General features: G+C 63.7%; 24 protein-coding genes and 1 tRNA gene. 10 read left to right on the top strand and 15 right to left on the bottom strand.

All coding sequences use genetic code 11. The annotated features are described in order from the left end of the window. The first annotated feature begins 3 nt into the window (after window positions 1-3). Window positions 4-81, top strand: a tRNA-Pro gene (locus tag ASD45_RS08310). Between the two features lie 60 nt (window positions 82-141). Here the strand turns inward: ASD45_RS08310 and ASD45_RS08305 are convergent. Then, window positions 142-885 carry an FCD domain-containing protein gene (locus ASD45_RS08305; protein ID WP_082540724.1) on the bottom strand — a complete coding sequence of 248 codons (744 nt, stop codon included), beginning with the start codon at window positions 883-885 and terminating at the stop codon, window positions 142-144. Between the two features lie 115 nt (window positions 886-1000). Here ASD45_RS08305 and ASD45_RS08300 point away from each other — a divergent pair, with 115 nt between their 5' ends. Genes ASD45_RS08300 through ASD45_RS08275 form a run of 6 tightly spaced genes read left to right on the top strand, consistent with a single transcriptional unit; the run spans window position 1001 to window position 6204 of the window. After that, window positions 1001-1969 carry a hypothetical protein gene (locus ASD45_RS08300; RefSeq protein WP_056911055.1) on the top strand — a complete coding sequence of 323 codons (969 nt, stop codon included), beginning with the start codon at window positions 1001-1003 and terminating at the stop codon, window positions 1967-1969. A 37-nt stretch (window positions 1970-2006) separates the two neighbouring features. Then, window positions 2007-2786: an SDR family oxidoreductase gene (locus ASD45_RS08295; protein ID WP_056911054.1), complete on the top strand. Its 780-nt coding sequence runs from the start codon at window positions 2007-2009 to the stop codon at window positions 2784-2786. 7 nt (window positions 2787-2793) lie between these two features. Beyond that, the gene (locus ASD45_RS08290) at window positions 2794-3621 is read left to right on the top strand and encodes an ABC transporter permease (protein WP_056911053.1); all 828 of its coding nucleotides are present in this window, start codon (window positions 2794-2796) and stop codon (window positions 3619-3621) included. Between the two features lie 38 nt (window positions 3622-3659). Continuing rightward, entirely contained in the window at window positions 3660-4640 is a 981-nt protein-coding gene (locus ASD45_RS08285; protein WP_056911052.1) for an ABC transporter substrate-binding protein, read from the top strand. Next, the gene (locus ASD45_RS08280; RefSeq protein WP_082540722.1) at window positions 4637-5506 is read left to right on the top strand and encodes an ABC transporter ATP-binding protein; all 870 of its coding nucleotides are present in this window, start codon (window positions 4637-4639) and stop codon (window positions 5504-5506) included. Before ASD45_RS08285 ends, ASD45_RS08280 begins: the two co-directional genes overlap by 4 nt. Before the next feature lie 20 nt (window positions 5507-5526). Next, window positions 5527-6204 carry a hypothetical protein gene (locus tag ASD45_RS08275; protein ID WP_056911051.1) on the top strand — a complete coding sequence of 226 codons (678 nt, stop codon included), beginning with the start codon at window positions 5527-5529 and terminating at the stop codon, window positions 6202-6204. A 21-nt stretch (window positions 6205-6225) separates the two neighbouring features. Here ASD45_RS08275 and ASD45_RS08270 read toward each other — a convergent pair whose 3' ends face one another. The 4 genes from ASD45_RS08270 to ASD45_RS08255 are packed head-to-tail and all read right to left on the bottom strand — an operon-like array spanning window position 6226 to window position 11214. Next, window positions 6226-7290 (bottom strand): Ldh family oxidoreductase, encoded by a 1065-nt coding sequence (locus tag ASD45_RS08270; RefSeq protein WP_082540721.1) that lies wholly within the window; start codon window positions 7288-7290, stop codon window positions 6226-6228. A gap of 25 nt (window positions 7291-7315) precedes the next feature. Further along, entirely contained in the window at window positions 7316-8419 is a 1104-nt protein-coding gene (locus tag ASD45_RS08265) for an ABC transporter ATP-binding protein (RefSeq protein ID WP_056911050.1), read from the bottom strand. A gap of 2 nt (window positions 8420-8421) precedes the next feature. After that, a complete protein-coding gene (locus tag ASD45_RS08260; RefSeq protein WP_056911049.1) occupies window positions 8422-10107 on the bottom strand; it encodes an iron ABC transporter permease in 1686 nt (561 codons plus the stop codon). A 9-nt stretch (window positions 10108-10116) separates the two neighbouring features. Next, window positions 10117-11214 carry an extracellular solute-binding protein gene (locus ASD45_RS08255; protein ID WP_056911048.1) on the bottom strand — a complete coding sequence of 366 codons (1098 nt, stop codon included), beginning with the start codon at window positions 11212-11214 and terminating at the stop codon, window positions 10117-10119. Between the two features lie 119 nt (window positions 11215-11333). On the opposite strand from ASD45_RS08255, the gene ASD45_RS08250 reads away from it, so the two are divergent. Beyond that, window positions 11334-12248, top strand: a complete 915-nt coding sequence (locus ASD45_RS08250; protein ID WP_056911047.1) for a LysR substrate-binding domain-containing protein — start codon at window positions 11334-11336, stop codon at window positions 12246-12248. 10 nt (window positions 12249-12258) lie between these two features. Here the strand turns inward: ASD45_RS08250 and ASD45_RS08245 are convergent, their stop codons facing one another. The 8 genes from ASD45_RS08245 to ASD45_RS08210 form a co-directional block, all read right to left on the bottom strand. After that, window positions 12259-13779, bottom strand: a complete 1521-nt coding sequence (locus ASD45_RS08245; protein WP_056911046.1) for a 3-hydroxyacyl-CoA dehydrogenase — start codon at window positions 13777-13779, stop codon at window positions 12259-12261. Window positions 13780-13791: 12 nt separating this feature from the next. Next, entirely contained in the window at window positions 13792-14571 is a 780-nt protein-coding gene (locus ASD45_RS08240) for an enoyl-CoA hydratase-related protein (RefSeq protein WP_056911045.1), read from the bottom strand. 128 nt (window positions 14572-14699) lie between these two features. Continuing rightward, window positions 14700-15407, bottom strand: a complete 708-nt coding sequence (locus tag ASD45_RS22970; protein ID WP_082540720.1) for a MerR family transcriptional regulator — start codon at window positions 15405-15407, stop codon at window positions 14700-14702. Window positions 15408-15465: 58 nt separating this feature from the next. Continuing rightward, entirely contained in the window at window positions 15466-15786 is a 321-nt protein-coding gene (locus tag ASD45_RS08230) for an integration host factor subunit alpha (protein WP_056911044.1), read from the bottom strand. 120 nt (window positions 15787-15906) lie between these two features. After that, a complete protein-coding gene (locus ASD45_RS08225) occupies window positions 15907-16884 on the bottom strand; it encodes a beta-ketoacyl-ACP synthase III (protein WP_056911043.1) in 978 nt (325 codons plus the stop codon). Next, a complete protein-coding gene (gene plsX / locus ASD45_RS08220) occupies window positions 16881-17969 on the bottom strand; it encodes a phosphate acyltransferase PlsX (protein ID WP_056911042.1) in 1089 nt (362 codons plus the stop codon). Before plsX ends, ASD45_RS08225 begins: the two co-directional genes overlap by 4 nt. 208 nt (window positions 17970-18177) lie before the next feature. Continuing rightward, window positions 18178-18780, bottom strand: coding sequence for a DUF177 domain-containing protein (locus ASD45_RS08215; RefSeq protein ID WP_082540719.1), 603 nt, complete (start codon window positions 18778-18780; stop codon window positions 18178-18180). A gap of 25 nt (window positions 18781-18805) precedes the next feature. Next, on the bottom strand, window positions 18806-19348 hold the full coding sequence (locus tag ASD45_RS08210) for a ubiquinol-cytochrome C chaperone family protein (protein WP_056911041.1): 543 nt from the start codon (window positions 19346-19348) through the stop codon (window positions 18806-18808). 127 nt (window positions 19349-19475) lie between these two features. On the opposite strand from ASD45_RS08210, the gene bamE reads away from it, so the two are divergent. Next, window positions 19476-19946 (top strand): outer membrane protein assembly factor BamE, encoded by a 471-nt coding sequence (bamE, locus tag ASD45_RS08205; RefSeq protein WP_056911040.1) that lies wholly within the window; start codon window positions 19476-19478, stop codon window positions 19944-19946. A 109-nt stretch (window positions 19947-20055) separates the two neighbouring features. Here the strand turns inward: bamE and ASD45_RS08200 are convergent, their stop codons facing one another. Continuing rightward, window positions 20056-22182 carry a sodium-translocating pyrophosphatase gene (locus ASD45_RS08200; protein ID WP_056911039.1) on the bottom strand — a complete coding sequence of 709 codons (2127 nt, stop codon included), beginning with the start codon at window positions 22180-22182 and terminating at the stop codon, window positions 20056-20058. Window positions 22183-22992: 810 nt separating this feature from the next. Here ASD45_RS08200 and ASD45_RS08195 point away from each other — a divergent pair. Beyond that, entirely contained in the window at window positions 22993-23424 is a 432-nt protein-coding gene (locus tag ASD45_RS08195; protein ID WP_156380758.1) for a hypothetical protein, read from the top strand. A 49-nt stretch (window positions 23425-23473) separates the two neighbouring features. Here the strand turns inward: ASD45_RS08195 and ASD45_RS08190 are convergent, their stop codons facing one another. Further along, window positions 23474-23959, bottom strand: coding sequence for a GNAT family N-acetyltransferase (locus tag ASD45_RS08190; protein WP_056911037.1), 486 nt, complete (start codon window positions 23957-23959; stop codon window positions 23474-23476). Window positions 23960-23979: the final 20 nt, after the last annotated feature.

Below are 23979 nucleotides of genomic sequence, written 5' to 3'. Positions count from 1 at the left end.
GGTCGGGGCGTGGCGCAGCCCGGTTAGCGCACTAGTCTGGGAGACTAGGGGTCGTGAGTTCAAATCTCGCCGCCCCGACCATTTTATCAGCTTTGTCAGATACTTATGTAAGCGCGACGATTGGGGAATTCCCCAGCCGCGCTACGTCACGGCGCCTTGCGTCGCCGACGCCTGTTCGGCCCAGCCATAGAACCCGTCCTGCACACCCATAATGTGCGTTTTCATCGCCTGAAATGCGGCGGCCGAATTGTGCTGCTCAATAGCGGCGATGATCGCCCGATGTTCACGCTTGGAAACCGAATAGAACGGATCCCGCATCCGGTCCTTTTTGTAGGTCGCCCAAGTTGGGGTCCGCCTCAGCAAATTGAGCTGCTCAAGCAACGCCGACAGAATAGGATTCTGCGTCGCCTCGGCAATCGCCAGATGAAACTGGTGATCCCACAGATTGTAGGCGTCGGGCTCCTTCGTGGTTTCCCGCTTGAGCGCGCACATCTTCATGCGCGCGATATCGGAAGATCGCGCCGTGGCCGCGGCGCACGCCGCAATTGACGGCTCAAGGATAAGGCGCGCGTCGAGCAACTCCTTCGGCGACACCTTGCCGAGCTTCAGCATTTGCTCAACGCCCGCGACCTGCGGGCGGCGGCCGACGAAAGTCCCCTGACCGACGTGACGCCATATCTGGCCTTCGGCCTCGAGCACCTCGAGCGCCTTGCGCAATGTCGTGCGACCGACCTGCAACTCAACGGCGAGCTCGCGCTCCGGCGGCAACCGACCTTGAAAGCGTCCGCGTTCGATCATGCTGCGCATTCGACGCAAAGCCGCGGCGGAGTCGCCACGATGCAAACCAATTCGATCACTTGGTTTGCTAATCTGCGGATTTCGCATGATTCAAAGCCTCAGACTGATTGACCAATATTGGCGATTGGTCTACTCGACAAAGTACAGGTTCGCAATGTCCGCGCCAACCAATGACGGACATGCGCAAACACGAGGAAACGCCGTGACACCGCGTCTCTATGTCGGAACTGGTGGTTTTTCGGTCTGGTTCAGCAACGATCTCGGCCAGACCTTCGATCGTCTCTGGGGCTCGACAGGCCTCTACAGCGAAACCCGCGTCTGGGCGCTCAACTGGCATCCCGACCGGCCCGGCGAAATTCTCGTCGGCACAGACAGCGGCGTTCATCGCCTCGATGTCGCAAGCCACAAGTTCACACATCTGCAGTCGCCCATGGACGCCATGCAAGTGTGGTCTATCGCGCGCAGCCCCAGCGAACCGGATCTGGTCCTCGCTGGGACACGGCCGGGCAACGTGTTCCGCTCCACCGACGGCGGCCAGTCGTGGGAAAGGTGCAACACCGGCATCCCCGCGACCTGTCTCTATGTCGGCTCGCCGCGAGTGACCAAAATTCTATTCGACCCCAAGGAGCATAATCTGGTCTGGGCGGGCCTTGAGGTGGGCGGGGTCTATCGCAGCGACGACGCCGGCAAAACCTGGACGATGACCTCGTCAGGTCTGATCTCGGACGACGTCCACGATGTGGGCATCATGCATCACCGCAACGAACGTGTGCTGTTTGCCGCAACCAACGAAGGCCTCAACATCAGTCGCGATAACGGGGATAGCTGGGCGCGGATGCCCTTTGCGTCCAAAAAGCCCTATACCCGCACCATCACGCCGCGTGCCGACGACTCCGGCGTGGCCTTTGTCGCCAACGGCGATGGCCCTCCCGGATCATGGGGGCGCCTCCTGCGTACCCGCGATTTCGGTGAGCACTGGGAAAACGCCGGTCTGCCGGGCGATCTGCAAAGCTCGGCCTGGCTTGTCGCTGCCAATCGCGCCAACCCCGACCTGCTCTTCTCATCGACCGCGCTCGGCCAGTATTTCCGCAGCGACGACGGCGGCGACAGCTGGGAAGCCCTGCCGCGGCGCCTCACCGAGACCCGCGCATTGGCGTGGATCCCGGTCTGATCTCGGTCAGTTTCACGTGTCGTTCTGGAGTTGAAGTATGGATCTTGGAATCGCGGGGCGCCGCGCGATTGTTTGCGCCTCGAGCAAGGGCCTTGGACGCGGCTGCGCCGAGGCACTGGCGCGGGAAGGTGTCGACGTCGTCATCAACGGCCGTCACGAGGCCGAGGTGATGGCCACGGCCGACGCGATCCGCCAGAACAGCCGCGTCAACGTAACGCCGGTGGTCGCCGACGTCACGACGCCGGAAGGCCGCGACGCTTTGCTGAAGGCCTGTCCCGAGCCGGACATCCTCATCAATAATGCCGGCGGCCCGCCGCCCGGCGATTTTCGAGACCTCGATGAAGACCAATGGCTCAAGGGGCTCGTGCCGAACCTGGTCGCGCCGATCATGCTGATCAAGGCCACCGTGGACGGCATGGCGAAACGGAAGTTCGGCCGCGTCATCAATGTCACCTCGCGGTCAGTGAAGACACCGCTCTACCACCTCCCGTTATCCAACGCCGCGCGCGCCGGTCTCACGGGCATGGTCGCCGGCCTCGCCCGCCAAGTCGCCAAGGACAATGTCATCATCAACAATCTGCTGCCCGGTCCCTTCGCGACCGAGCGTCAGATGGGACCGATGCGCGGCCGCGCCGAGCAGGCCGGCATCGATTACGAGACCTTCGTCAAGCAGCAAACCGATCAAGTCCCGACCCGCCGCTTCGGCACCGCCGAGGAATTTGGCAACACCTGCGCCTACCTCTGCAGCGTGCATGCCAGTTTCATCGTCGGTCAGAACCTCCTTATGGACGGCGGTGGCTTCGCTTCGACAGTGTGAGGATCAGATGGCCGGGCCTGACGAAATCAGCAAACCGCGGGGCTTGTCGGCCCGGCTTATCATCAATGGTCACATTCTCCGACGCTCACGCTTTCTGGTCGGCTTCGTCCTGCTGTTCGCGCTGTGGGAGCTGGCGGTACAGAGCGGCGTCAAGGAATACGTGTTGCCGTCGCCGATCAGCGTGTTCTACGGCTTTATCGAGCACTGGCCGAACCTGCTGACCAATGCATGGACGACCACGGTCGAGATCATCGCCGGTTATGCGCTCGCCATTGCCATCAGCATTCCACTCGCCCTGTTGATCGCCTTTTCACGCCTCTTCGAGGAAACCATCTACCCGGTTGTCGTATTCCTGCAGATCGTGCCGAAAATCGCCGTGGCGCCGCTTTTCATCATCTGGTTCGGATTCGGGTTCACCCCGAAGGTGCTGCTGGTGTTTCTGCTTTCATTCTTCCCGATCGTCGTGTCCGCCATCGCCGGCTTCAAGTCGATCAACCCCGAGATTGTCGATTTCGTGAGAACGACCGGCGCCAACGGTTTTCGCACTTTCTTCAAGATCCGGCTGCCCCACGCCCTGCCCGAGATCTTCACCGGATTGAAGGTCGGCGCGGCGCTTTCGGCGACCGCGGCGGTCGTCGCCGAGTTCGTCGCTTCGGATCGCGGCCTCGGCTACCTGCTCCTGCAATACAACGGCGACCTCAACACCCGCATGGTGTTCGCCGCCATCATCCTGCTGAGCGCCATCGGCGTCGCCATCTACTTCATGGCCGAATTGCTCGAACGAATTTTCGTGCCGTGGCGGCTTCCGCCAGGCGGTCACACCGACGTAACCTGAGCGACCGACTAAAAATAAACAAAACGAGGGAGGAAACCATGAAGATGCTGAAAGTGCTGGTGCCCGCTTTGGCGGCTGCCACCATTCTGATGTCGGGCCCGGCAGCGGCACTCGACAAGGTCACGTTCCGGATGAATTGGTATTACGGCGGCTTCCATGCCCCGTTCCACCTCGGCGTGCAGCGCGGCTACTACAAGGACGAAGGCATCGAGCTCACGCTGAACGAAGGCCGTGGTTCGGCCAACACCGTTCAGACGGTCGCGGCCGGATCGGACGACTTCGGCGTCGCCGACTCTTCGAGCGTCATGCTCCTCGCCTCGAAGGGAGCCGACGTCAAATCCGTCATGACGATCCACGCCAATAGTGCGTTCGGCATCATTTCGCTTGCCGAGACCGGCATCAAGGGACCCAAGGATCTCGAAGGCAAACGCATGGCGATCAGCGCCGGCGACGCGCTGACCCAGTTGTTTCCGGCCTTCGCCAAGAGCGCCGGCATTGACCGCAGCAAGATCTCGCTGGTCCAGATCGACCCTGCCGGCAAGGTCGTAGCGCTGCTGGAGAAACGGGTCGATGCAATCATCGGCGGTCTCGACGACCAGTACTTTCTGGTCAAACAGAAGGGCGGCAACCCCGTCGGCATGAAATTCGCCGACCACGGCGCCAACACGGTCGGACTTACCGTCGTCACGAGCAATGCTTTTGCCCAGAAGAATCCCGATCTGGTGAAGCGCTTCCTGCGCGCAACCGCCAAGTCCTGGCAGGAAGCCATCAAGAACCCAGATGCCGCGATCGATGCCCTGCTGAAAACCCGGCCGGATCTCGATCGTGTGTCGCAGAAAGGCCAGCTCGAAGCCGATATCTCCTTCATCAAGTCGGCGCACGGCAAGGGCAAGCCTTTCGGATACAGCGAACCCGAGGACTGGGAGCGCACCATGAAAATCCTGACCGAGTACCGTGACCTCAAGACCGACAAGCCGGCCTCGGCGTTCTACTCGAACGACTACATGCCGAAAGAATGAGTAATCGGACCCGCAATGCCAACACGACCGACCGGCTTCCGGACGTGACCGACTTGTCGACAAAGCAATCGGCCATCCGCGCCGAAGGTGTGTCGAAGACATTCGGCACCGAGGATCGACCGATCGTCGCGTTGTCGTCCGTCGATCTCACGATCAAGGACGGCGAATTTATCGCGATTGTTGGCCCCTCGGGCTGCGGCAAGAGCACACTCCTGCGCATCGTCGCCGGCATTTCAAAGCCGACGACAGGCACTGTGACGACGCCTCACGGCGTCGTCACCAGTCCGCTCACGGATGTCGGCATTGTATTCCAGAGCCCGGTCCTGCTCGACTGGCGCAATATTCTCGACAATGTCCTGATCCAATTCGAACTGCGCGGCATCAAGGCCAAGGATTTCAGCGATCGGGCACGAAATCTACTGGGAGCGGTCGGCCTCGGTGATTTTCTCAATCGCTATCCGCGCGAATTGTCCGGCGGCATGCGCCAGCGTGCGGCCATCGCCCGGGCGCTGGTCCATAATCCGTCGCTGCTCCTGATGGACGAGCCCTTCGGCGCGCTCGATGCCCTGACTCGCGAGCAAATGCGCGTGGATCTCGAGGCCCTGTGGCTCAAGTCCCGCAAGACCGTGCTGTTCGTAACGCACGGCATCGACGAGGCGGTTCTGCTCGCGGACCGTGTCGTCGTGATGTCGCCGCGCCCTGGCCGGATCGAACAAGTGATCGAAGTCGATATTCCGCGGCCTCGCGGACTCGGCGCGCGACGTGATCCGACCTTTCTCCGGATTACCGAAGAGATCACGAACATCTTCCTGTCGCGCGGCGTTTTCCACCAGGGCTCAGGGCTTTCGGAATCGCTGGGTCACTGATCATCCGCAACGAGGCGTAAATGTCGATATTCGGACACGGCGTGGTCGCCATTTGGAACGGTATCGCTCCAGAGGGGCGTGAGCAGTTCTACGAATGGCATGATCGGGAACACATGCCCGAGCGGGCGGGTATTCCGGGTTTCATTCGGGGCCGCCGTTACATTGCCAAATACGGTCACCCCGAATACTTCACGCTGTATGAGGCCGAAAGTCCCGAAGTGCTCAGCGGCCAGGATTATTTCAATCGTCTCAATAATCCGACGCCATGGACAAAAAGCGTCGTACCCGCCTATTTCCGCGCCACGTCGCGTGGCGTATGCCGTCTGAAATTCAGCCAGTCCTGCGGCGATGGCGGTTACCTGATCACGCTGCAGTTCGGCCCGCGCGCCGGCGAGGACGAAACGCTCGAACGCGCCTTGCGCCACAAGGCCTTGCCGAGCGTCATCGACACCCCCGGCGTGGTCGGAGTTCATCTGTGCATCGCCGATCATGCGGCCAGCGATGTCGAGACCGCCGAGCGCAAGGGCCGAACGGTCGGCATTCCCAAATGGCTGATCCTGATCGAAGCCGTCTCGCCGGAGGCCGCCGACGCCGGCTGTGACGCCGTCGAGGCCGCCGGGCTTACCGCCCTCGGGGCCGATCCGAATACCGATCGCGCGCTGTACATGATGCAGTTCTGCCGCGCCAAACGCGGCTAACAGGCATTTCAGCATCGGCGGTCAATCGGACAGCTGAAGCCGTTTCGCCCAACGTTCAAGTTCGGCTACGGTCGCTCTTGGCAAAGCGATGCCCTGCTCCATCGCCATAGCGATGTTGCGCGCCGCCTGATCGCCCGGCAGTCGTACCGGTGCCGCTGGGTCTATGGGAGCATTGGCCCGGCACTGGTCGGCGAAGAACGCGGTCTGCGCCTCGAAGGCCTCAGGGCCGGCGAAGGCCCGCGGGTCGATCACCTGCATGAAGACGCTGGCGCCCCATCGCGTCGGCGCGTCGCGACGTCCGAATCCGGACAGGCCTTGCGTCAGCGCTTCGACCATCAGCGCCAGGCCGAAACCCTTGTGGCCGGCCTCCGCGCCGCCGAGCAGCATGAGGCTGCCGCGATTGCCGCTGCCCTCCATCACCGCCGGATCCCGCGTTGGTCGTCCCGCACTGTCGAGCAGCCAGGCATGCTCGAACTGCTCGCCGGCGGCGACCTTGGTGCGCGTCATCGATACGGTCGTCAGCGACGCGCAGGCATCGAACAGCACCGGGCTGGCCCCGGCCGGGAAGCCGATGGCAAAGGGGTCGGGGCTGAACAGCCCCTGCCTGCCGCCGAACGGCGCCACGAACTTGGTGTGCGGGCCGGACGACGCCAGCATGATGTAGCATCCGCGATCGGTCGCATATTTGGCGAGCGCGGCGAGGCATCCGATGTGGTGGCTGCGCCGCATGGCGAAGGTGACGACGCCGTGGGCCTCGATACGGGCGAAGGCCGTTTCGAGGGCCTTCTCCATCAGCCAGAGGCCCGGCAGATAGCGGCCGTCCCAGACGATGGTTGCCCCGGTATCGCGAACGATCTCGGGCTCGCCCTCCTTGCTCATGCCGCCGCCCGCCAGTTCGTCGAGATAGGCCGGGCACTGCGCGAGGCCGTGCGTACCGCGTCCCATCGCGTCCGTGAGCACGAGCAGACGCGCGACCGACGCCGCCTTGTCAGCCGCGAGGCCAGCGGCCGCGAATAGCGACGCTGCAAAACGCTCCCATTCGGCCACGGATCGGGTGACCGTGTCAGGGGTCGGCGAATGCTTCATATCAGGCTCTCTAGAGACGACCGCGTCAGTTGTCCTCAAGCAAGGTGCAGTGGGCTGGATCGGCGCTCAGCATCACCTGCTGACCTTCCTGCCAGTGCTGCGGACCTGCGCGGCGAATGATCAATTCACGCCCGCCCCAGACCACGTGGATCTGGGTCAGGTCGCCAAGAAAGACCGAGCGCTGGATGGTCGCCGGCCAGTGGTTCGGGTGACGGGGCGGCGTCGACGCGGCGTCGGCAATGTCGAGGTGAACGGTCCGCACCGACAGACACGCCTGGTCGCCGACCTGGCGGCCGCAGGTCGCGGCATGGATGACCTCGCCGCCGTCCGCTTCGATGACGACGATGTCGGCGCTCGAACGCTCGCGCAGGACCTTGCCGCGAATGAGGTTGGACGAACCGACGAAGTCGGCGACGAAAGTCGTGCGCGGACTGTTGTAGATCGCATCCGGCGACCCGTGTTGCTCGATATGGCCGGCATTCATGACCAGGATCTGATCCGACATCGCCAGCGCCTCCTCGAGATCATGCGTCACATAGAGCGACGTAACGCCGAGCCGGTGCTGCAGTTCGCGCAACTCGATACGCATATTGCCGCGCAGCTTGGCATCGAGGTTCGACAGCGGTTCGTCGAACAAGAGCACCGAGGGCGAGAAGGCGCAGGCGCGCGCCACGGCGACACGCTGCTGCTGGCCGCCGGACAATTGCGAGGCATGGCGATCGGCGAAGGCCTCCATCTTGACGAGCGCCAGCGCCTCCCTGACCCGGTCCTGAATCTCGGCCTGGCTTTTCCGGCGTACCCTGAGGCCATAGGCGACGTTCTCGAACACCGTCATGTGCGGCCAGATCGCATAAGACTGGAACACCATCGACAGGCCGCGCTCTTCCGCCGGCAGGTTGATACCCGCCTCGCCGTCGAACATGACGCGGCCGCCGACGCGGATGCGGCCGGAGTGCGGCTTCTCGAGACCGGCGACGGCGCGCAAGGTCGTGGTCTTGCCGCAGCCGGACGGCCCGAGCAGCGTCATCTGTTCACCCGCCTTGACCTGAAAGCTGACCGGGCCGACGGCCTGCACAGCGCCGTAGCGAATGACCAGATCTTCGACTTCGATATGAGGCGCGGCGGTCATGGTCAGCTCTCGATTCTGGACAGGCGACGCGTCGAGATCAGGAACAGCAGCATCGCCGCGCCAACGACGACGGTCTGAATTAGCGCCATCGCGGCCGTCAGTTCGCTCGACGATGAAAAGAACGATTCAACGATGGCCGGCGTCAGCACTTTGCTGTTCGGTCCCATCAGCAGGATCGACGCGCCGAGTTCGCGCACGCTGGCAACGAAGATCAGGAACCATGCCGCGACCAGACCGGGCCGCAGCAGCGGTGCGGTAATTGTCCGTATGCGGTAGAACCAGTTGGCGCCGCACACCTCGCCGCACTCCTCGAGGCTGCGATCGAGTTGCACGATGACCCCGGAGATCGTGCGCACGCCGAGCGGCAGGAACACCGTGAGGTAAGCGATCAGCAGCAACCACAGCGTGCCGTAGATCGGGATCGGAAAGACCAGCCAGGCCCACATCATGCCGAAGGCAAAGACCAGACGCGGCACGGCCTGCGGGAACATCACGATGTATTCGAGAAAGTGGCGGCCGGGCAGCTTCGAGCGCTGAATGAACCAGGCAATCAGGCCGGTCAGAACGATGCCGATCGTCGCCGTCCAGAAGCCCAGCCACAGACTGTTGCCCATCGCCGAGCGCACCGCGTTGAGCGAGAACGCCGTGGTGTAATGTTCCAGAGTCAGGTTCGACAATGTCGGCATAACGGTCGCGAGTCGCTGCACCGAGGCGAACATCAGCGTCGCCATTGGCAGGAACACGGACAGGAACAGATAGACCGCGCAGACCGCAAACAGCACCCAGCGCAGCGGGCCGACATCCATCGGCCGCGGGCGGAACGCCTTGCCGCTGATCGTGGTGAAGCTGCGGTTGAGCGTGAGCCGGCGATACAGAAAGACCAGGCCGAACATGATCGCGAACAGGGAAACGCCCATCGCGGCCGCCAGCGGCATCCGTGGCGGGTATTGCGAAACGAGCTGGTAGATCGCCGTGGTAAGGACGTAAAAGCGGTTCGGCGAGCCCAACACCAGCGCGGCGGAAAACGACCCGAGCATCTCGGCGAAGACATAAACCGCGGCACCGAGCACGCCGGGTGCGACCAGCGGCAACGTCACGCGCAGCATGGTGCGCAGCCGCCCGGCGCCCATCACCTGGCTGGCTTCCTCGAGCGCGGGATCCATCGACTTCATCACCGCGCTGATCATGACGAAGGCGACCGCGCCCTCGAACAGCGCCATCACCCAGGCGATTCCGAGCGGGCCCGAAATATCGAACAACGCCTCCTTGCCGCCCATCGCGCGCCAGAGCTGGTTGATGAAGCCGCTTTCCGGTGCGCCGAGCAGGCTCCACGCCAGCGCGCCCAGCAGCGGCGTCACGTAATACGGCACGGCCATGAGCTGCTCGAGCGTGCCGCGCATCGGCACATTGGTGCGCGTCAGGATCCAGGCCGCGATGAAGCCGAAGACCAACGCCATCACCGTCGCGGCCGAGGCCACGACAAGCGTATTGACCATGATCTCCCAGTATTTCGGGAGCGTCAGAAAATTGTCGAGACCGTACGCAGTCGGCGGCCTGACGTTGGGATCGCCAACGTCGAAGGCTGCCTGGAACAGGTAGAAGACCGGGTACAGCACCAGGGCGGCGACAACGAGCGCCACCGCCCCGCCGACGATCAGCTGAGCCGAACTGCTTTCGCTGCGAGGCATGACCGGCTCTTACAAGCCAATCATCCCGTTCCATTCCTTCACGTAGGTGGGATGCGCCTTCTCGTAGGCATCCATATCCTGCGGGAACAGCAGTTTGTAGTCCGCCAGTTTCATGCCGCCCGGCATCGGCGGCGCATCCTTGCGCAGCGACGGGTAATACAGGAACTTGTTGGACTGGTAGAGTGCCTGGCCTTTGGACGACATCAGCCAGTCGAGGAACAGCCGGGCCGATTCCGGATGCGGTGCCTTGCTGACGATGCCCGTCACCAGCGGCGTCGCGGGACAGCCGTCTTCCGGCGCGACGAACACCACGGGCGCGCCGCGATCCTTGACCAGCTGGTAACCAGCCCATTCGCCGAGGATGGTTGCTTGATCGTCGCCCTTGGCGAGACGTTCGAACAATTGCGCACGCGAGTCGAAGGCGTGCGGCCGCAGCTTGGCAAACTCCTTCCAGTAATCGTCGCCGTAAAGGCGCTTGAGTTCGTACCATTGCACGAACTGCATGCCGCTGGTCGACTGCTTCGAACTGATCACATTGCGCCAGCGCGGCTTGATCATATCCTTCCAGTTCTTCGGGACATCCGCCCCGGTCACCTTCTCCGAATTATAGACGATGCCCACGAAATCGATGCCGGAGTAGAAGTAATATCCGGCGCCGGTGCCGAAGGCCTCCTTCGGATAAGCCTTGCTCTGCGGCGAATCGTATTGCTCGTAGCCGTCCTTCTTCTTGAAATCGATCGCGGTGGACACTTCCGAAAACTGCACGACATCGACGGCGAAACGTCCGGCGCTGCGTTCGGCGAGCAGCTTGGAGTACAGCGCGCCGTTCTGAGCGCGCAGATAAGACGCTTTGATCTTGGGAAAGTCCTTGGAGAACTCGGCGACGATCGCGGCGCCGGCAGGATCGCTGTCATGGGTATAGAACAGCATCTCGCCCTCGGCCTCGGCCTTGGCCAGGTCGGCGGACGTCTCGAAACCGGCGGGAGTCATCGTCGTCTTGCGGCTCTGGCCGAAAGCGATGCCGCCACTCGCGGACACCGCGACAGCCGCCAAGCCGGCTTGCATCACGTGACGGCGTGACAGGCCGTCGGAAGCCTTCTTAGACATCGAGTCCTCCCTGATGTTTTGGCCGAAGTTCCGGCCTGCATTGTTGCGTTCAGACTAGACACCTACGGTGATACCTGTCTTTATTTAGTTCGTTATCAATTGATACAAGATGGGTATCAATGTTCACGCTCGTCCAGCTTCGTTGCTTCGTCACGTTGGCGGAAGAACTGAACTTCAGGCGGGCGGCACGCCGGCTGAACATGAGTCAGCCGCCGTTGTCGCGACACATCCAGGCGCTCGAGCATGAAATCGGCGCCGCTTTATTGGCAAGAAACCGCCGCTCGGTACAGTTGACCGCCGCCGGCGCGAGTTTTGCGCGACTGTCGCAGCGCATCCTTGATCAAGCGGTCGATGCCTATCGTCAGACCCGGCAGATCGCGAGCGGCGATGCCGGCGAGATCACGATCAGCTTCACCGCGTTGTCGAGCTACGCCTTCGTGCCGTCGCTCATCGCGCTGTTGCGCAAGCATTATCCGGCCATCGCGCTGACGTTGCGCGAGATGACGACGCCGCAGCAACTCGCCGCCCTGGCGTCGCGACAGGTCGACATCTGTCTGCTGCGCCCGCCGGTTGCGCTGCCCAATATCAGAACGACGCGCGTGCTACGGGAGCGGCTGTTGGCGGCGGTGCCGGCGAAACATCGTCTGGCCAAGCGGCGCCATATCAATATCGATGAATTCGGCGGGAATGTGCTCGTGACCTATCCGCCGGTCGAGGGCCCCTACTTCCACGGCATGGTCACCGGACTGTTTCAGGCGGCCGGCGTCTATCCGTCAGCCATTCAGTACATCACGCAGACGCATGCGATCCTCGGCTGCGTCGCGGCAGGTGTCGGCATGGCTGTGGTCCCGGAGTCGGCCAAGGCCTGCGCGCCGGCGGGCGCGGTTCTGCGCCCGCTGGTTGGCGCCGAAGGCGTTCACGTCGATCTCGTGATGGCCTCGCCGATCGAGACGACCAATCCGGCGAGCGCGTCCGTGCTTGCGCTGGTGGAGAAGCATCTGGCCGGCCGCGCCCGCGGCGCTCAGGCAAGCTAAGGCCGGAAGATCAATCAGGGGTTCGCAACGAAACGCCCAAGGCGGCGCGGCGGCGCAGCCAGTTCGTGGCGCGGTATTTCGGATCATGCGTCAGCGCGAACATGCCGTCGAGCACGGCGAGCACCCGTGACGATCCCAATGCATCGCCGAGCGCCAACGGACCTTTCGGATAATTGAGGCCGAGCTCGACCGCGGTATCGATATCGGCCGGCGCGGCGACGCGCAGCTCGGCGATGCGCGTGCCGATATTGACGATCATCGACAGCAGCCGCTGCGTGACGAAGCCGGTTGAATCGTTGATCGCAGTGACCACTGCGCCGCCGGCGGCGAGCGCGGCGACGGCCTGGCCGAGCATGTCCGGCGCGGTCAGCGGGTTCTTCATTACCGTCAGGCGCTTGCCGAAGCGGCCGAGCATATCCACCGCGACGACGTTTGCCGGGTCGAGCTTCAATCGCAGCGCGGCGCCGGTGCAGTCCTCGCCAAGCGGTGTGACGAAGCAAAGTGCGCCTTTGGCCGGCGCGCCGCCAATCGTCACCTTGACGCCGTTGGCTTCGAGGACCGCGGCGAGATCGCGGCCGCCGTCTTCATCGGCGACCCAGGCTGCGGTCGGCACCGGCTGCGGCACGACGGCGATGGTCGGCGCACTGGGGGCCTCGGCATTCTTGTAGTCGTAGAATCCGGCGCCGCTCTTGCGTCCCAACAGACCGCCAGCAACCCGCGTCGCCAGCAGCGCCGACGGCTGATACATCGGCTCTTCGTAGTAACGGCCGTACATGCTTTCCATCACGGCATGGGTGACGTCGCCGCCGATCAGGTCGAGCAGTTCGAACGGCCCCATGCGGAAGCCGGCGGCTTCCTTCATCAGTTCATCGACCTCGCGCGGCGAGGCGATGCCCTGCCCAACGATGCGCAGCGCTTCCGGCCCGTAGGCCCGGCCGGCGTGATTGACGACGAAGCCCGGCGTATCCGTCGCCACGATCGGCGTCTTGGCGATGCGCTTGGTGACGGCGATGAGCGCGTCGGCGAGCGACGGATCGCTGCGCAGGCCGGCGATGACCTCGACCAGCTTCATGACCGGCGGCGGATTGAAGAAATGCAGGCCGCCGACGCGTTCCGGCTTGGAACAGCCGGCGGCAATCTCCGTCACCGATAGCGACGAAGTGTTGGTGGCGATCACCGCGTCCGCCGCCAGAATTTTCTCCAACTTCTGGAACAGGTCGCGTTTGACGCCGAGATCCTCGACGATGGCCTCTATTACCAGGCCCGCGGGTTTGGCCTCCGCCAGCGAAGACATCGGCTTGAGCTTGGCCATGACCGCGCGCTTGGCGTCCTCGGTGATGCGACCCTTGGCGACCTGACCGTCCAGGCCCTTGCCAACGGCGGCGATCGCCTCATCGACCGCACCGGCTCGCGCGTCATAAAGCAGCGTATCGATGCCGGCCTGTGCACAGACCTGCGCGATACCGCGGCCCATGGTGCCGGCGCCGAATACGGCGACGACGAGATCGGACTTCAACAGGTCAACGGTCATTACGAATCTTGCCTATTTGCCTTCGTAGGTCGGTTTGCGCTTCTCGATGAAGGCGGCCATGCCTTCCTTCTGATCCTGAGTCGCGAACTGCAATTGAAACGCCTTGCGTTCCAGCATCAGCGCGGTTTCGAGCGGCGCGTTGAGGCCGGCGTTGACGATTTCCTTGATCTGCTGCACCGAAATCGGCGGCATCGCAGCGATTTCGCGGGCGATGTCGAGCGCGCGGGCCAGCGCCTGTCCGGTCGGCGCCATCTCGGCAATCGCGCCCATCGCTAACGCTTCCGCTGCGGAGAAGAAACGTCCCGTCATCAGCAGCATCAGCGCGCGCTGCTTGCCGACCAGCCGCACCAGCCGCTGGGTGCCGCCACCACCGGCGAGAATGCCGAGCTTCACCTCAGGCAGGCCGAGCTTGGCGCCCTCGCCGGCAACGATGAAATCGGCGCACAGCGCCAGTTCGAAGCCGCCGCCGAGCGCAAAACCTTCGACCGCCGCGATCACCGGTTTCGGGCATTCGACCACCGGCCGATAATACTGTTGCACATTGCGCGCCATCACTTCGATAGGACCGGCCTTGGCCATCTCGCCGATGTCGGCGCCGGCGGCGAAAGCCTTGTCGTCGCCGGTGATGACGATGCAGCGCGTCTTGGCGTCGCTGCCGTAGCGCAGGACCTCCTCCGCCAGCCGCTGACGCAACGTCAGGCTCAGCGCATTGCGCACCTGCGGCCGGTTGAGCCGCAACACGACGATGTCGTCGGTGGGATGTTCGACGAGAAGCGGATCGGGCTCGGTCATGAGATATCCTTGGAACAGGCCTGCATAGCGACTGAAGGAAAGCGGCCTTGCCTAACATGCACCTAAGCTGCCGCCAATCGACCGCGGCCGAGGGTAATGAGCGATAGTTCGGTGCCGATGGAGGTCCGTTACTTGCTCGCCGGCGCGAGCGCCGCATCGATGAGGCTGCGACATTCCTTGAGCTCATCGAGCAGCGACTTGAGGCGCTCCAGCTTGTCCTGGGGCATGGCGACCGAAGCAGCGGCCTGCGGCGCCGGCTGCGGCTCGGCTCTTGGTTCGGTTCTTGGTTCAGTTCTGGGCGCGATGTCGAGCGGCGTCGGCCGATCGGCCGGCCGCGGCGCGGTGCCGATACGCTCACCGGGATCAATGCGCGGCATCGGCGCGCTCTGCATCGGCGGTTCCTGACGATCATTATCGACGTCGCCGGAGTCACCGAGATCGCGGCCGATCAGAGAGGAGATGCGATCGCGCAAGCCGCGCGGCTCTTCGAGTTCTTCGTCCTCGGCCTCGATCGCTTCTTCAAGGTCATCTTCGGCGTCGTCGGCGGGCAGCGGCGCGGCGCCCTCCTGCCAGATCGACTGCACGAAATCGATGCCCTGCTCGCGCAGGATCCGCTGCACGCCGCGGATGGTGTAGCCCTCGCCGTACAGCAGATGACGAATGCCGCGCAGAAGATCGATATCGTCGGGACGGTAGAAGCGGCGGCCGCCGCCGCGCTTCATCGGCTTGATTTCGGCGAAGCGGCTTTCCCAGAAGCGCAGGACGTGTTGCGGCAGATCGAGTTCGTCGGCCACTTCACTGATGGTGCGGAATGCGTCCGGCGCCTTGTTGTCCAAAGCGGCCTCACCTGCCTAGAGCTTGGAGCGGAGAATCTACACGAAAGCGGCGGCTTTGTTACGCGCGTTCGACTTCGTCGGCGACGTTATGCCCGTTTATCCGCTGCTTGAGGATGGCGGACGGCTTGAACACCATCACCCGGCGCGGCGAAATGGGAACTTCTTTGCCGGTTTTCGGATTTCGGCCGATCCGTTGCCCTTTTTTGCGCACGACAAAGCTGCCGAATGACGAAAGCTTCACCGTCTCGCCACGTTCGAGGCAATCGGTGATCTCTTTCAGGACCAATTCGACCAAAGACGCGGATTCGGTCCGCGACAGCCCCACCTTCTGGTAGACTGCCTCGCAGAGATCCGCTCTCGTTACTGTTTTACCGGACATCGCCCTGCCCAACCCATGGCGAAGATATCTCGCTGAATAATCGACGATATTAGCTCTACAGGGTGCGGTCAACGGCCGATTTGAGGCAATGGACCCCCGCCGGGCGCCGCATTTTTCACCCTACCAGCGTAGGAGAGCCGAGCCCCAGGTGAAGCCGCCGCCCATCGCCTCGAGCAAAATCAGGTTGCCACGCTTGATGCGGCGGTCGGCTACCGCATCGGCCAGCGCCAGCGGGATCGAGGCGGCGGAGGTGTTGCCATGGCGGTCCACAGTCATCACCACTTTTTCCGGAGAAATGCCCAGTTTATGGGCCGATCCGTCGATAATGCGCTTGTTGGCCTGATGCGGCACGAACCAGTCGATATCGGCGGCACTGGTGCCGGTGGCAGCGAACGCGTCTTCGATCACGTCGGTGATCATGGCCACCGCGTGCTTGAACACCTCGCGTCCTTCCATCCGCAAATGGCCGACGGTCTGGGTCGAGGACGGACCGCCGTCGACATAGAGCTTGGCGCGGTGTTTGCCGTCCGAGCGCAGATGGGTGGTGAGCAAGCCGCGGTCGGTATTGGTCCCGGGCTGCTCCTGGGCCTCCAGCACCACGGCGCCGGCGCCGTCGCCGAACAGCACGCAGGTGGTGCGGTCGCTCCAATCGAGAATTCGAGAGAAGGTCTCGGCGCCGATCACCAGCGCCCGCTTGTGCGGCCCGGTCCGCAGCATGCTGTCGGCAACCGCCAGCGCATAGACAAAACCCGAGCAGACCGCCTGAAGGTCGAAGGCGACGCCGGTCGAAATGCCGAGGTTGTTCTGCACCGTCACCGCGCTCGCCGGAAAGGTCTGGTCGGGCGTGGCGGTGGCGAGAATGATCAGGTCGATGCTGTCCGCCTCGACATGGGCATGAGCCAGCGCCGCCTTGGCCGCGTGGGTCGCCAGGTCCGAGGTCAGCTCGCCCTCGGCCGCGATGTGGCGCTCGTGGATTCCGGTGCGCTGCACGATCCATTCGTCGGTCGTATCGACCGTCTTGGCCAACTCGTCATTGGACAGGATGCGCGCCGGCAGATAGCTGCCGCAGCCAAGAATAACCGACCGAATAACACTCACGTGGACGCCCCATTCGCCGCCGGTTCCGTCACCGCGTCTCTGCCTGCCTGGGCGGCCGCGCGCGCCTTCAGATCGCGCGCCAAGGACTGGCCGATCTTGGCGAGAAGCTCGTACCGGATCATGTCGTAACCCATATCAATCGCCGAGGCGTAGCCTTCGGCATCCGCGCCACCATGGCTTTTGATGACAACGCCGTTGAGGCCAAGAAAGACGCCGCCATTGGCCTTCCGCGGATCCATTTTTTCCCGCAGCGTATCGAATGCCGGCTTGGCCAGCAGGTAGCCGAGCCGCGAGCGCCAAGTCCGGCCCATCGCGGCGCGCAAATACTGGGCGAACTGCTTGGCGGTGCCCTCGGCGGTCTTGAGGGCAATGTTGCCGGCGAAGCCTTCGGTGACGACGACGTCCACCGTACCCTTGCCGATATCGTCGCCCTCGACGAAGCCCTGGTAATCGAAATGCGGAAAATCGCCTTCGCGCAAAATGCGGCCAGCCTCGCGGACCTGTTCGAGGCCTTTGACCTCCTCGACGCCGATATTCAGGAGGCCGACGGTCGGCTTTTCGATGTCGAACAGCACGCGCGCCATGGCACTGCCCATGACGGCGAGATTGATGAGATGGGCCTCGTCGGCGCCGATCGAGGCGCCGACGTCCAGCACCACGGATTCGCCCTTCAGCGTCGGCCACAGGCCGGCGATGGCGGGGCGTTCGATGCCCTCCATCATTTTCAGGTTGAACCAGGACATCGCCATCAGCGCGCCGGTGTTACCCGCAGATACCGCGACGTCGGCCTCGCCCTTCTTCACCGCGTCGACCGCCAGCCACATTGACGACTTGCCGCGGCCATAGCGCAGCGCCTGGCTCGGCTTGTCGTCCATGCGGATCGACACCTCGGTGTGGGTGAAGGCCGCCTTCGCCTTGAGCCGAGGCAGGGTCTCAAGCACCGGGTCGACCGCAGCGCGATCGCCGAACAGCAGAAACTGGATATCCGGGTGCCGTTCGAGCGCGATATCGCAGCCCGGCAAGACCACCGCCGGGCCGTGGTCGCCGCCCATGGCGTCAATGGCGATGCGAATATTATCGGACATGACGCGGCTCAGAGGGTGGCGCAAGCGGCCGAGAGACGATGACGGTCGGGAACATGATTATGGCGTCCGAAAAGACTTCCCAGCATTCGGGATCATGCGCCCCACGAGGATGGTGAGCGACGGATTGAAGGCCCGGGCTCCGCAAGGCTCCACCCGGATTCGAGGCTCGCGGGCACCATACCCGGTGGGTCGAACGAGACAAGCCGTTTCAGTTCTTGCTGTTTCCCGGTTCTTTCTTGAGCGCAGCCAAGGCCGCGAAGGCGAAATTACCGCCTTCCTCAACCGCAGGAGGCGCGAACTCGGCTCCTTCCTTGCGAGGATAAGGATCGATGGCAAGGACCAGGAACTCGGCCGCGATGGCGCCCAGATCGATGACATTACCGACGAGGGGCTCGGGCGCCTCGCCGTCGGCACCGTGTCGCAACTCCGCGCTCTGGGCATCGGGAAGCACGGTCGCGCCGGCCGGCGGCGGAGAGAACGTCACGTCGATCGGTTCGTCGATAACCGTTTCCATCGGCTCCAGCGAAACGACGCAGGTCTGCCCGACCCGGCCATGGACGGAGCCCGAGACGTGGATCTTGCTGCCGTTCTTGCTCATGTCGAATGAGGCCGAAAGCTCCGGCACGCTGCGCAGGCCGGCCAATTCAGCGACCGCCGACCGCACCGCTTCGGACGCCTCGATTTCGCGGTGCAGGCCGCTATCGCTGATCTGATCCAAGGTCACCGGCACGCTCCACGGCACCACCTCGGTGATGCCGGCAGCGGCCCGCTCTGGATGCGCCCCGCGCGCGGGGCCGCTCTTCTTGCTCATGGTCGTCAACTCAGTTTCGGTTCTGTCAGACGGTTGGCGTCGGCACGGCGGCCGGATCGGGAAAGCGCAGCCGCCCATCGATGATCGCGGCCCGGTCCTGCGCCTTCAAGTCCCCTACCGCCTGCCCGATGTAGTCGGCAAGCCGGGGCGCGGCCGCGGCAGCCGATGGCGCTCCACCATAGATATTGCGGGTCAGCGCCGCCACCAGAGCTCGGCGATCGCTCACGGCGTCCAGATAGGCCTTGGAGCGGCCATAGAAGGCCTGCCCCATCAGCTTCATCTCCTTGGGTACCTTGAGGTCGCTGATCCCCATTTCTCGCAGGTTGTCGTCCATGTCCTGGCAAAACCGGTCGAAAAGCGCCTGGCCCGCCGGATCAAGGACCCCACCGTCGGTCAGCCGGTCCAGAACCAGCGCGAGGTGCAGGACAATGAGGTCGAAACGGCCATTTACCGTATCCGCGACCGCGTAATCCCGATAAAAGACCGGCAATCGCGCCTGCGCCACGATCATGCCATACAGGGCCGAAATGGTGTCGCGCGGGTTGCGGCGGAACAGAGACATGATCATGGGCGTGGAAAGCCTGACGGCGGGCGCGATTGCCGGCCTGAGTTGAGACGCCGATTTAAATTACGGCCCGCCGGATGCAAGAACTCAATTGACCCCCCAGACAATTGCCGATGAGGAACCGTTGTCGATGACTGCCGGAATCCCGAAATCCCTGCCCGCTCGCCGCCTCGCACCGGCGCTCGCGCTGATGACCGCGCTAGCCGCGCCGATGACGCTCGCCGGCTGCGGCAGCTTCGGCGAGACGTTGCAGCGCGGCTATGTCGTGCCCGATGGCGCGCTCGAGCAGATCCCGATCGGCGCCACCCAGGAACAGGTGCTGATCGTCCTCGGCACGCCCTCGACAGTCGCCACCATCAACGGCGACGTGTTCTACTACATCTCGCAGAAGGCCGAGCGCTCAGCCGCCTTCATGCCCCATCACGTCACCGACCAGCGCGTCATCGCCGTCTATTTCGACAAGGACCGCAAGGTCAGGCGCCTCGCCAATTACGGCATGAAGGACGGCAAGATCTTCGACTTCGTGTCGCAGACCACCGAAACCGGCGGCAACCAGCTCAACTACCTCAAGGGCGTCTTCAATGCTTTCAAGGTGTTCTAAGGCAACGCTCAGGTTTCACGACAACATCAGACAAACAAAAAAGGCCCGCGAATGTCGCGGGCCTTTTCATTTTCCGAGCGAGGGCCGGGTCTCCCCGGCCCTCTTTCGCTTAGTGAGCCAGGATCGCCAGCAGCAGCAGAGCCACGATGTTGGTGATCTTGATCATCGGGTTCACGGCCGGGCCGGCCGTGTCCTTGTAGGGGTCGCCGACGGTGTCGCCGGTCACGGCCGCCTTGTGGGCGTCCGAACCCTTGCCGCCGAAGTGGCCGTCTTCGATGTACTTCTTGGCGTTGTCCCAGGCGCCGCCGCCCGAGGTCATCGAGATCGCAACGAACAGGCCGTTGACGATGACGCCGAGCAGCATCGCGCCGAGCGCCGAGAAGCCGGCCGACTTGCCGGCCGCACCGCCACCCGCGATGAAGTAGATCGCGAAGTACCAAACGATCGGCGACAGCACCGGCAGCAGCGACGGGATGATCATTTCCTTGATCGCCGCCTTGGTCAGGATGTCGACCGCGCGGGCATAGTTCGGCTTCGAGGTGCCCTTCATGATGCCCGGATCTTCACGGAACTGCTTGCGCACTTCCTCGACGATCGAGCCTGCGGCGCGACCGACCGCGGTCATGCCCATGGCCGCGAACAGGTACGGCAGCAGGCCGCCGAACAACAGGCCGACAACCACGTAGGGATTGTTCAGCGAGAAGTCGAGCGTGATGCCCTGGAAGTACGGATGATCGGCAGCGCCCTTGATGAAGTACTGCAGATCCTGGTTATAGGCCGCGAACAGCACCAGTGCGCCGAGGCCGGCCGAACCGATGGCATAGCCCTTGGTGATCGCCTTAGTGGTGTTGCCGACCGCATCGAGCGCGTCGGTGGACTTGCGCACTTCCTTCGGCAGACCGGCCATTTCGGCAATGCCGCCGGCATTGTCGGTGACCGGGCCGAAAGCGTCGAGCGCGACGATCATGCCCGCGAGAGCCAGCATGGTGGTGACCGCGATCGCGATGCCGAACAGACCGGCGAGGTTATAGGTCACCAGGATGCCGGCGATGATGACGATCGCGGGACCCGCGGTCGATTCCATCGAGATGGCGAGACCCTGAATCACGTTGGTGCCGTGACCCGTGACCGAGGCCTGCGCGATCGACTTCACCGGGCGGTAGTCGGTGCCGGTGTAGTACTCGGTAATCCAGATGATCAGGCCGGTGACCACGAGACCGACGATGCCGCAGATATAGAGCGTCATGCCGGTGTAAGTCTGGCCGTCGAGCGCGCCGAAGTGGTTCGGCAGAACCCAGTGGATGACCAGCGCGATGCCGACGAGCGACAGGATGCCGGTGACGATGAGGCCCTTGTACAGGGCGCCCATGATCGACTGCGAAGCGCCGAGCTTGACGAAGAAGGTGCCGACGATCGAGGTGATGATGCAGATGCCGCCAATGGCGAGCGGCAGCGTCATCATTTGGGTCAGGATCGGCGTGCCGGCGAAGAAGATCGCGGCGAGAACCATGGTGGCGACGATGGTCACCGCGTAGGTCTCGAACAGGTCGGCCGCCATGCCGGCGCAATCGCCGACATTGTCGCCGACGTTGTCGGCGATGGTCGCCGGGTTACGCGGATCGTCTTCCGGAATGCCGGCCTCGACCTTGCCGACGAGGTCGCCGCCGACGTCCGCACCCTTGGTGAAGATGCCGCCGCCGAGACGGGCGAAGATCGAGATCAGCGAAGCGCCGAAACCGAGCGCGACGATGGAGTCGATGACGACCCGGTCGTTCGGCGCCATGTGCATGGTGCCGGTGAGGAAGCCGAAATAGACCGTGACGCCGAGCAGCGCCAGACCGGCAACGAGCATGCCGGTGATGGCGCCGGCTTTGAATGCGATGTCGAGACCGCCGGCGAGCGACTTGGTCGCGGCTTGGGCGGTGCGGACGTTGGCGCGCACCGAGACGTTCATGCCGATGAAGCCGGCCGCGCCGGACAGGATCGCGCCGATGGCGAACCCGAAGGCTACCAGCCAGCCGAGCGTGAAGCCGATAAGCACGAAGATCACGACACCGACGATGCCGATGGTGGTGTACTGGCGGCGCAAATAAGCCTGCGCGCCTTCGCGCACGGCAGCCGCGATTTCCTGCATACGCGCGCTGCCCTGATCAGCCCGCAACACGGATCCGGTCGCCCAGATCCCGTACAGGACGGCAAGCAGGCCGCAGCCTACGATCGCCCACAAAGTCGTCATGGTGTCTCAACCCCGTTTTGTAATGAGCTTTGGCAGGAGGATGGCCTCCCGGCCCGGCGCCCGGAATTATCGAGGATGGCCGCTTTATAAGGGCGCTTCACCCCGACCTGGAAAGCGCGCGGACCATGCCAAAATCGTGGCGGCAAAGCAACGTCCCGGCCGGGTGGATTTGACAGGAAACTTGATACCGGAGCGCTGTTTTACCGGTGCGAACATGCGCCATCGCCCCTGTTCTCGAAGGCCCGGGGCGGCCTGCCTTCCCCTTCCGGCCCCTCGGAAAAGCCGAGGGGATGGAGCGCCGCGAGGCGCCCATTCGATTCGCACCTTTGGGGTGCGCTGTGCCCTCTTGCGATCGAGGACACTGCGCCCCGCGGCGCTCCATCGCGGTGTCGTTACGACGCCGGGCCGCGCTTTCGGCGGCTGATCCATCTTGCGACGGGTAGCGCGNGCCGGTCTTATTGCCGGCGGGCGGAGCCCCGGCGCCGCCCGAGCGCCTGGGGTGCGTATTCCCTAGGCCCGCGGGCACCGCGTCCGTCTCCCGCTGCCATGACGCCTCATGAGAGCGCCCTCGGTGGGAGATGGACGAGACTAGGAATAATAGCTTTAGGAATTAATGCCAAGTCGCCTGCTCGGCGCATGGTCTCCGCCTTCGCGGAGACGGCATTTACAACAGCTTGCGCATGAACACGGTGCCGGCGGCGACCGCGCGTTGCAGGACGCCCGCCTGCATTTGCGCCTGCAAAGGTTTCCCGCCATCATTCTTCCGCAGGAAAGACGCGATCAAAACCGGGACCGCCCTGGGGGGAAATCATGACGTCAATGCGCTGGCTCTGCTGCGCCGCAAGCCTTCTATTCGCCGTGCCCGCGGCAGCACTCGCCGATGGTTCGTCGCGCCCTTACGGCGGCGGTGGCCCCATCGGCGCCCCGGACATCGTCGCCAAGTACAACAAATCAGGCGAGCGCTTTCGCATCGAGGGGCATTGCCAGTCCTCCTGCACGATGCTGCTCGCCATCCGCAATGTCTGCGTCTCACCCGATGCCGAACTCGCGTTTCACGCCGCGCTGTTCCCCAACGAACGCGGTCAAACGCCACCGCCGAAGCGCCAGGCTGCGATGCTCAACTCGTACAAGCCGGCGCTGCGGCGTTATCTCGTGGCGAACCACTACGTCGACTCGTTCGAATTCCACACCATCTCCGGCCGCGAGATCATCAGCAAATTCGGCTACAAGGCCTGCCCCTGAAGCACCGCGGCTTTGCGTCGGCATGACGTGGGGACCGCCGCGCGCGCCCTTACAACAGCTTGCGCATGAACACGGTGCCGGCGACCGGCGTGTCGTAGTAGGCGTCGATCGGCTCGAAGCCGAAACGGCGATACAACGCCTGGGCGTCCAGCATGGTCGGCAGCGTGTCGAGCCGCATCTCGCGATAACCGATGGCCCGGGCGTCGGCGAACAGGCGCTCGACCAGCCGTTTGCCCAGCTTTTGGCCGCGGCCGTCGGCGGTGACGTAGAGCCGCTTCATCTCGCAGGTGCCCGGCGGCTCGATCGGGCGCAGCGCGGTGCAACCGACCGCCCTGCCCGCCTGGTCCCGCGCAATCAGCAGCACGCCTTTGGGCGACGCGTATTTGCCGGGCATCGCCGCCATCTCGGCCTCGAAGCCCTGATAAGCGAGATCGACCGGCAGCGACTCCGCATAGGCGCGGAACAAACGAATGACGTCGGCTAGATCCGCGGCGTTCTCGACGGCAGCGATGGTGAAGGACGGCGTTTCGGTCATCCGCCGACTATAGCGCGTTT

It is taken from the genome of Pseudolabrys sp. Root1462, from assembly GCF_001426945.1.
In the GTDB taxonomy this organism is placed as follows: Bacteria; Pseudomonadota; Alphaproteobacteria; order Rhizobiales; family Xanthobacteraceae; genus Pseudolabrys.
Note: the sequence above shows the minus strand (reverse complement) of the source record. Positions and strands in the feature narration are given on the sequence as shown.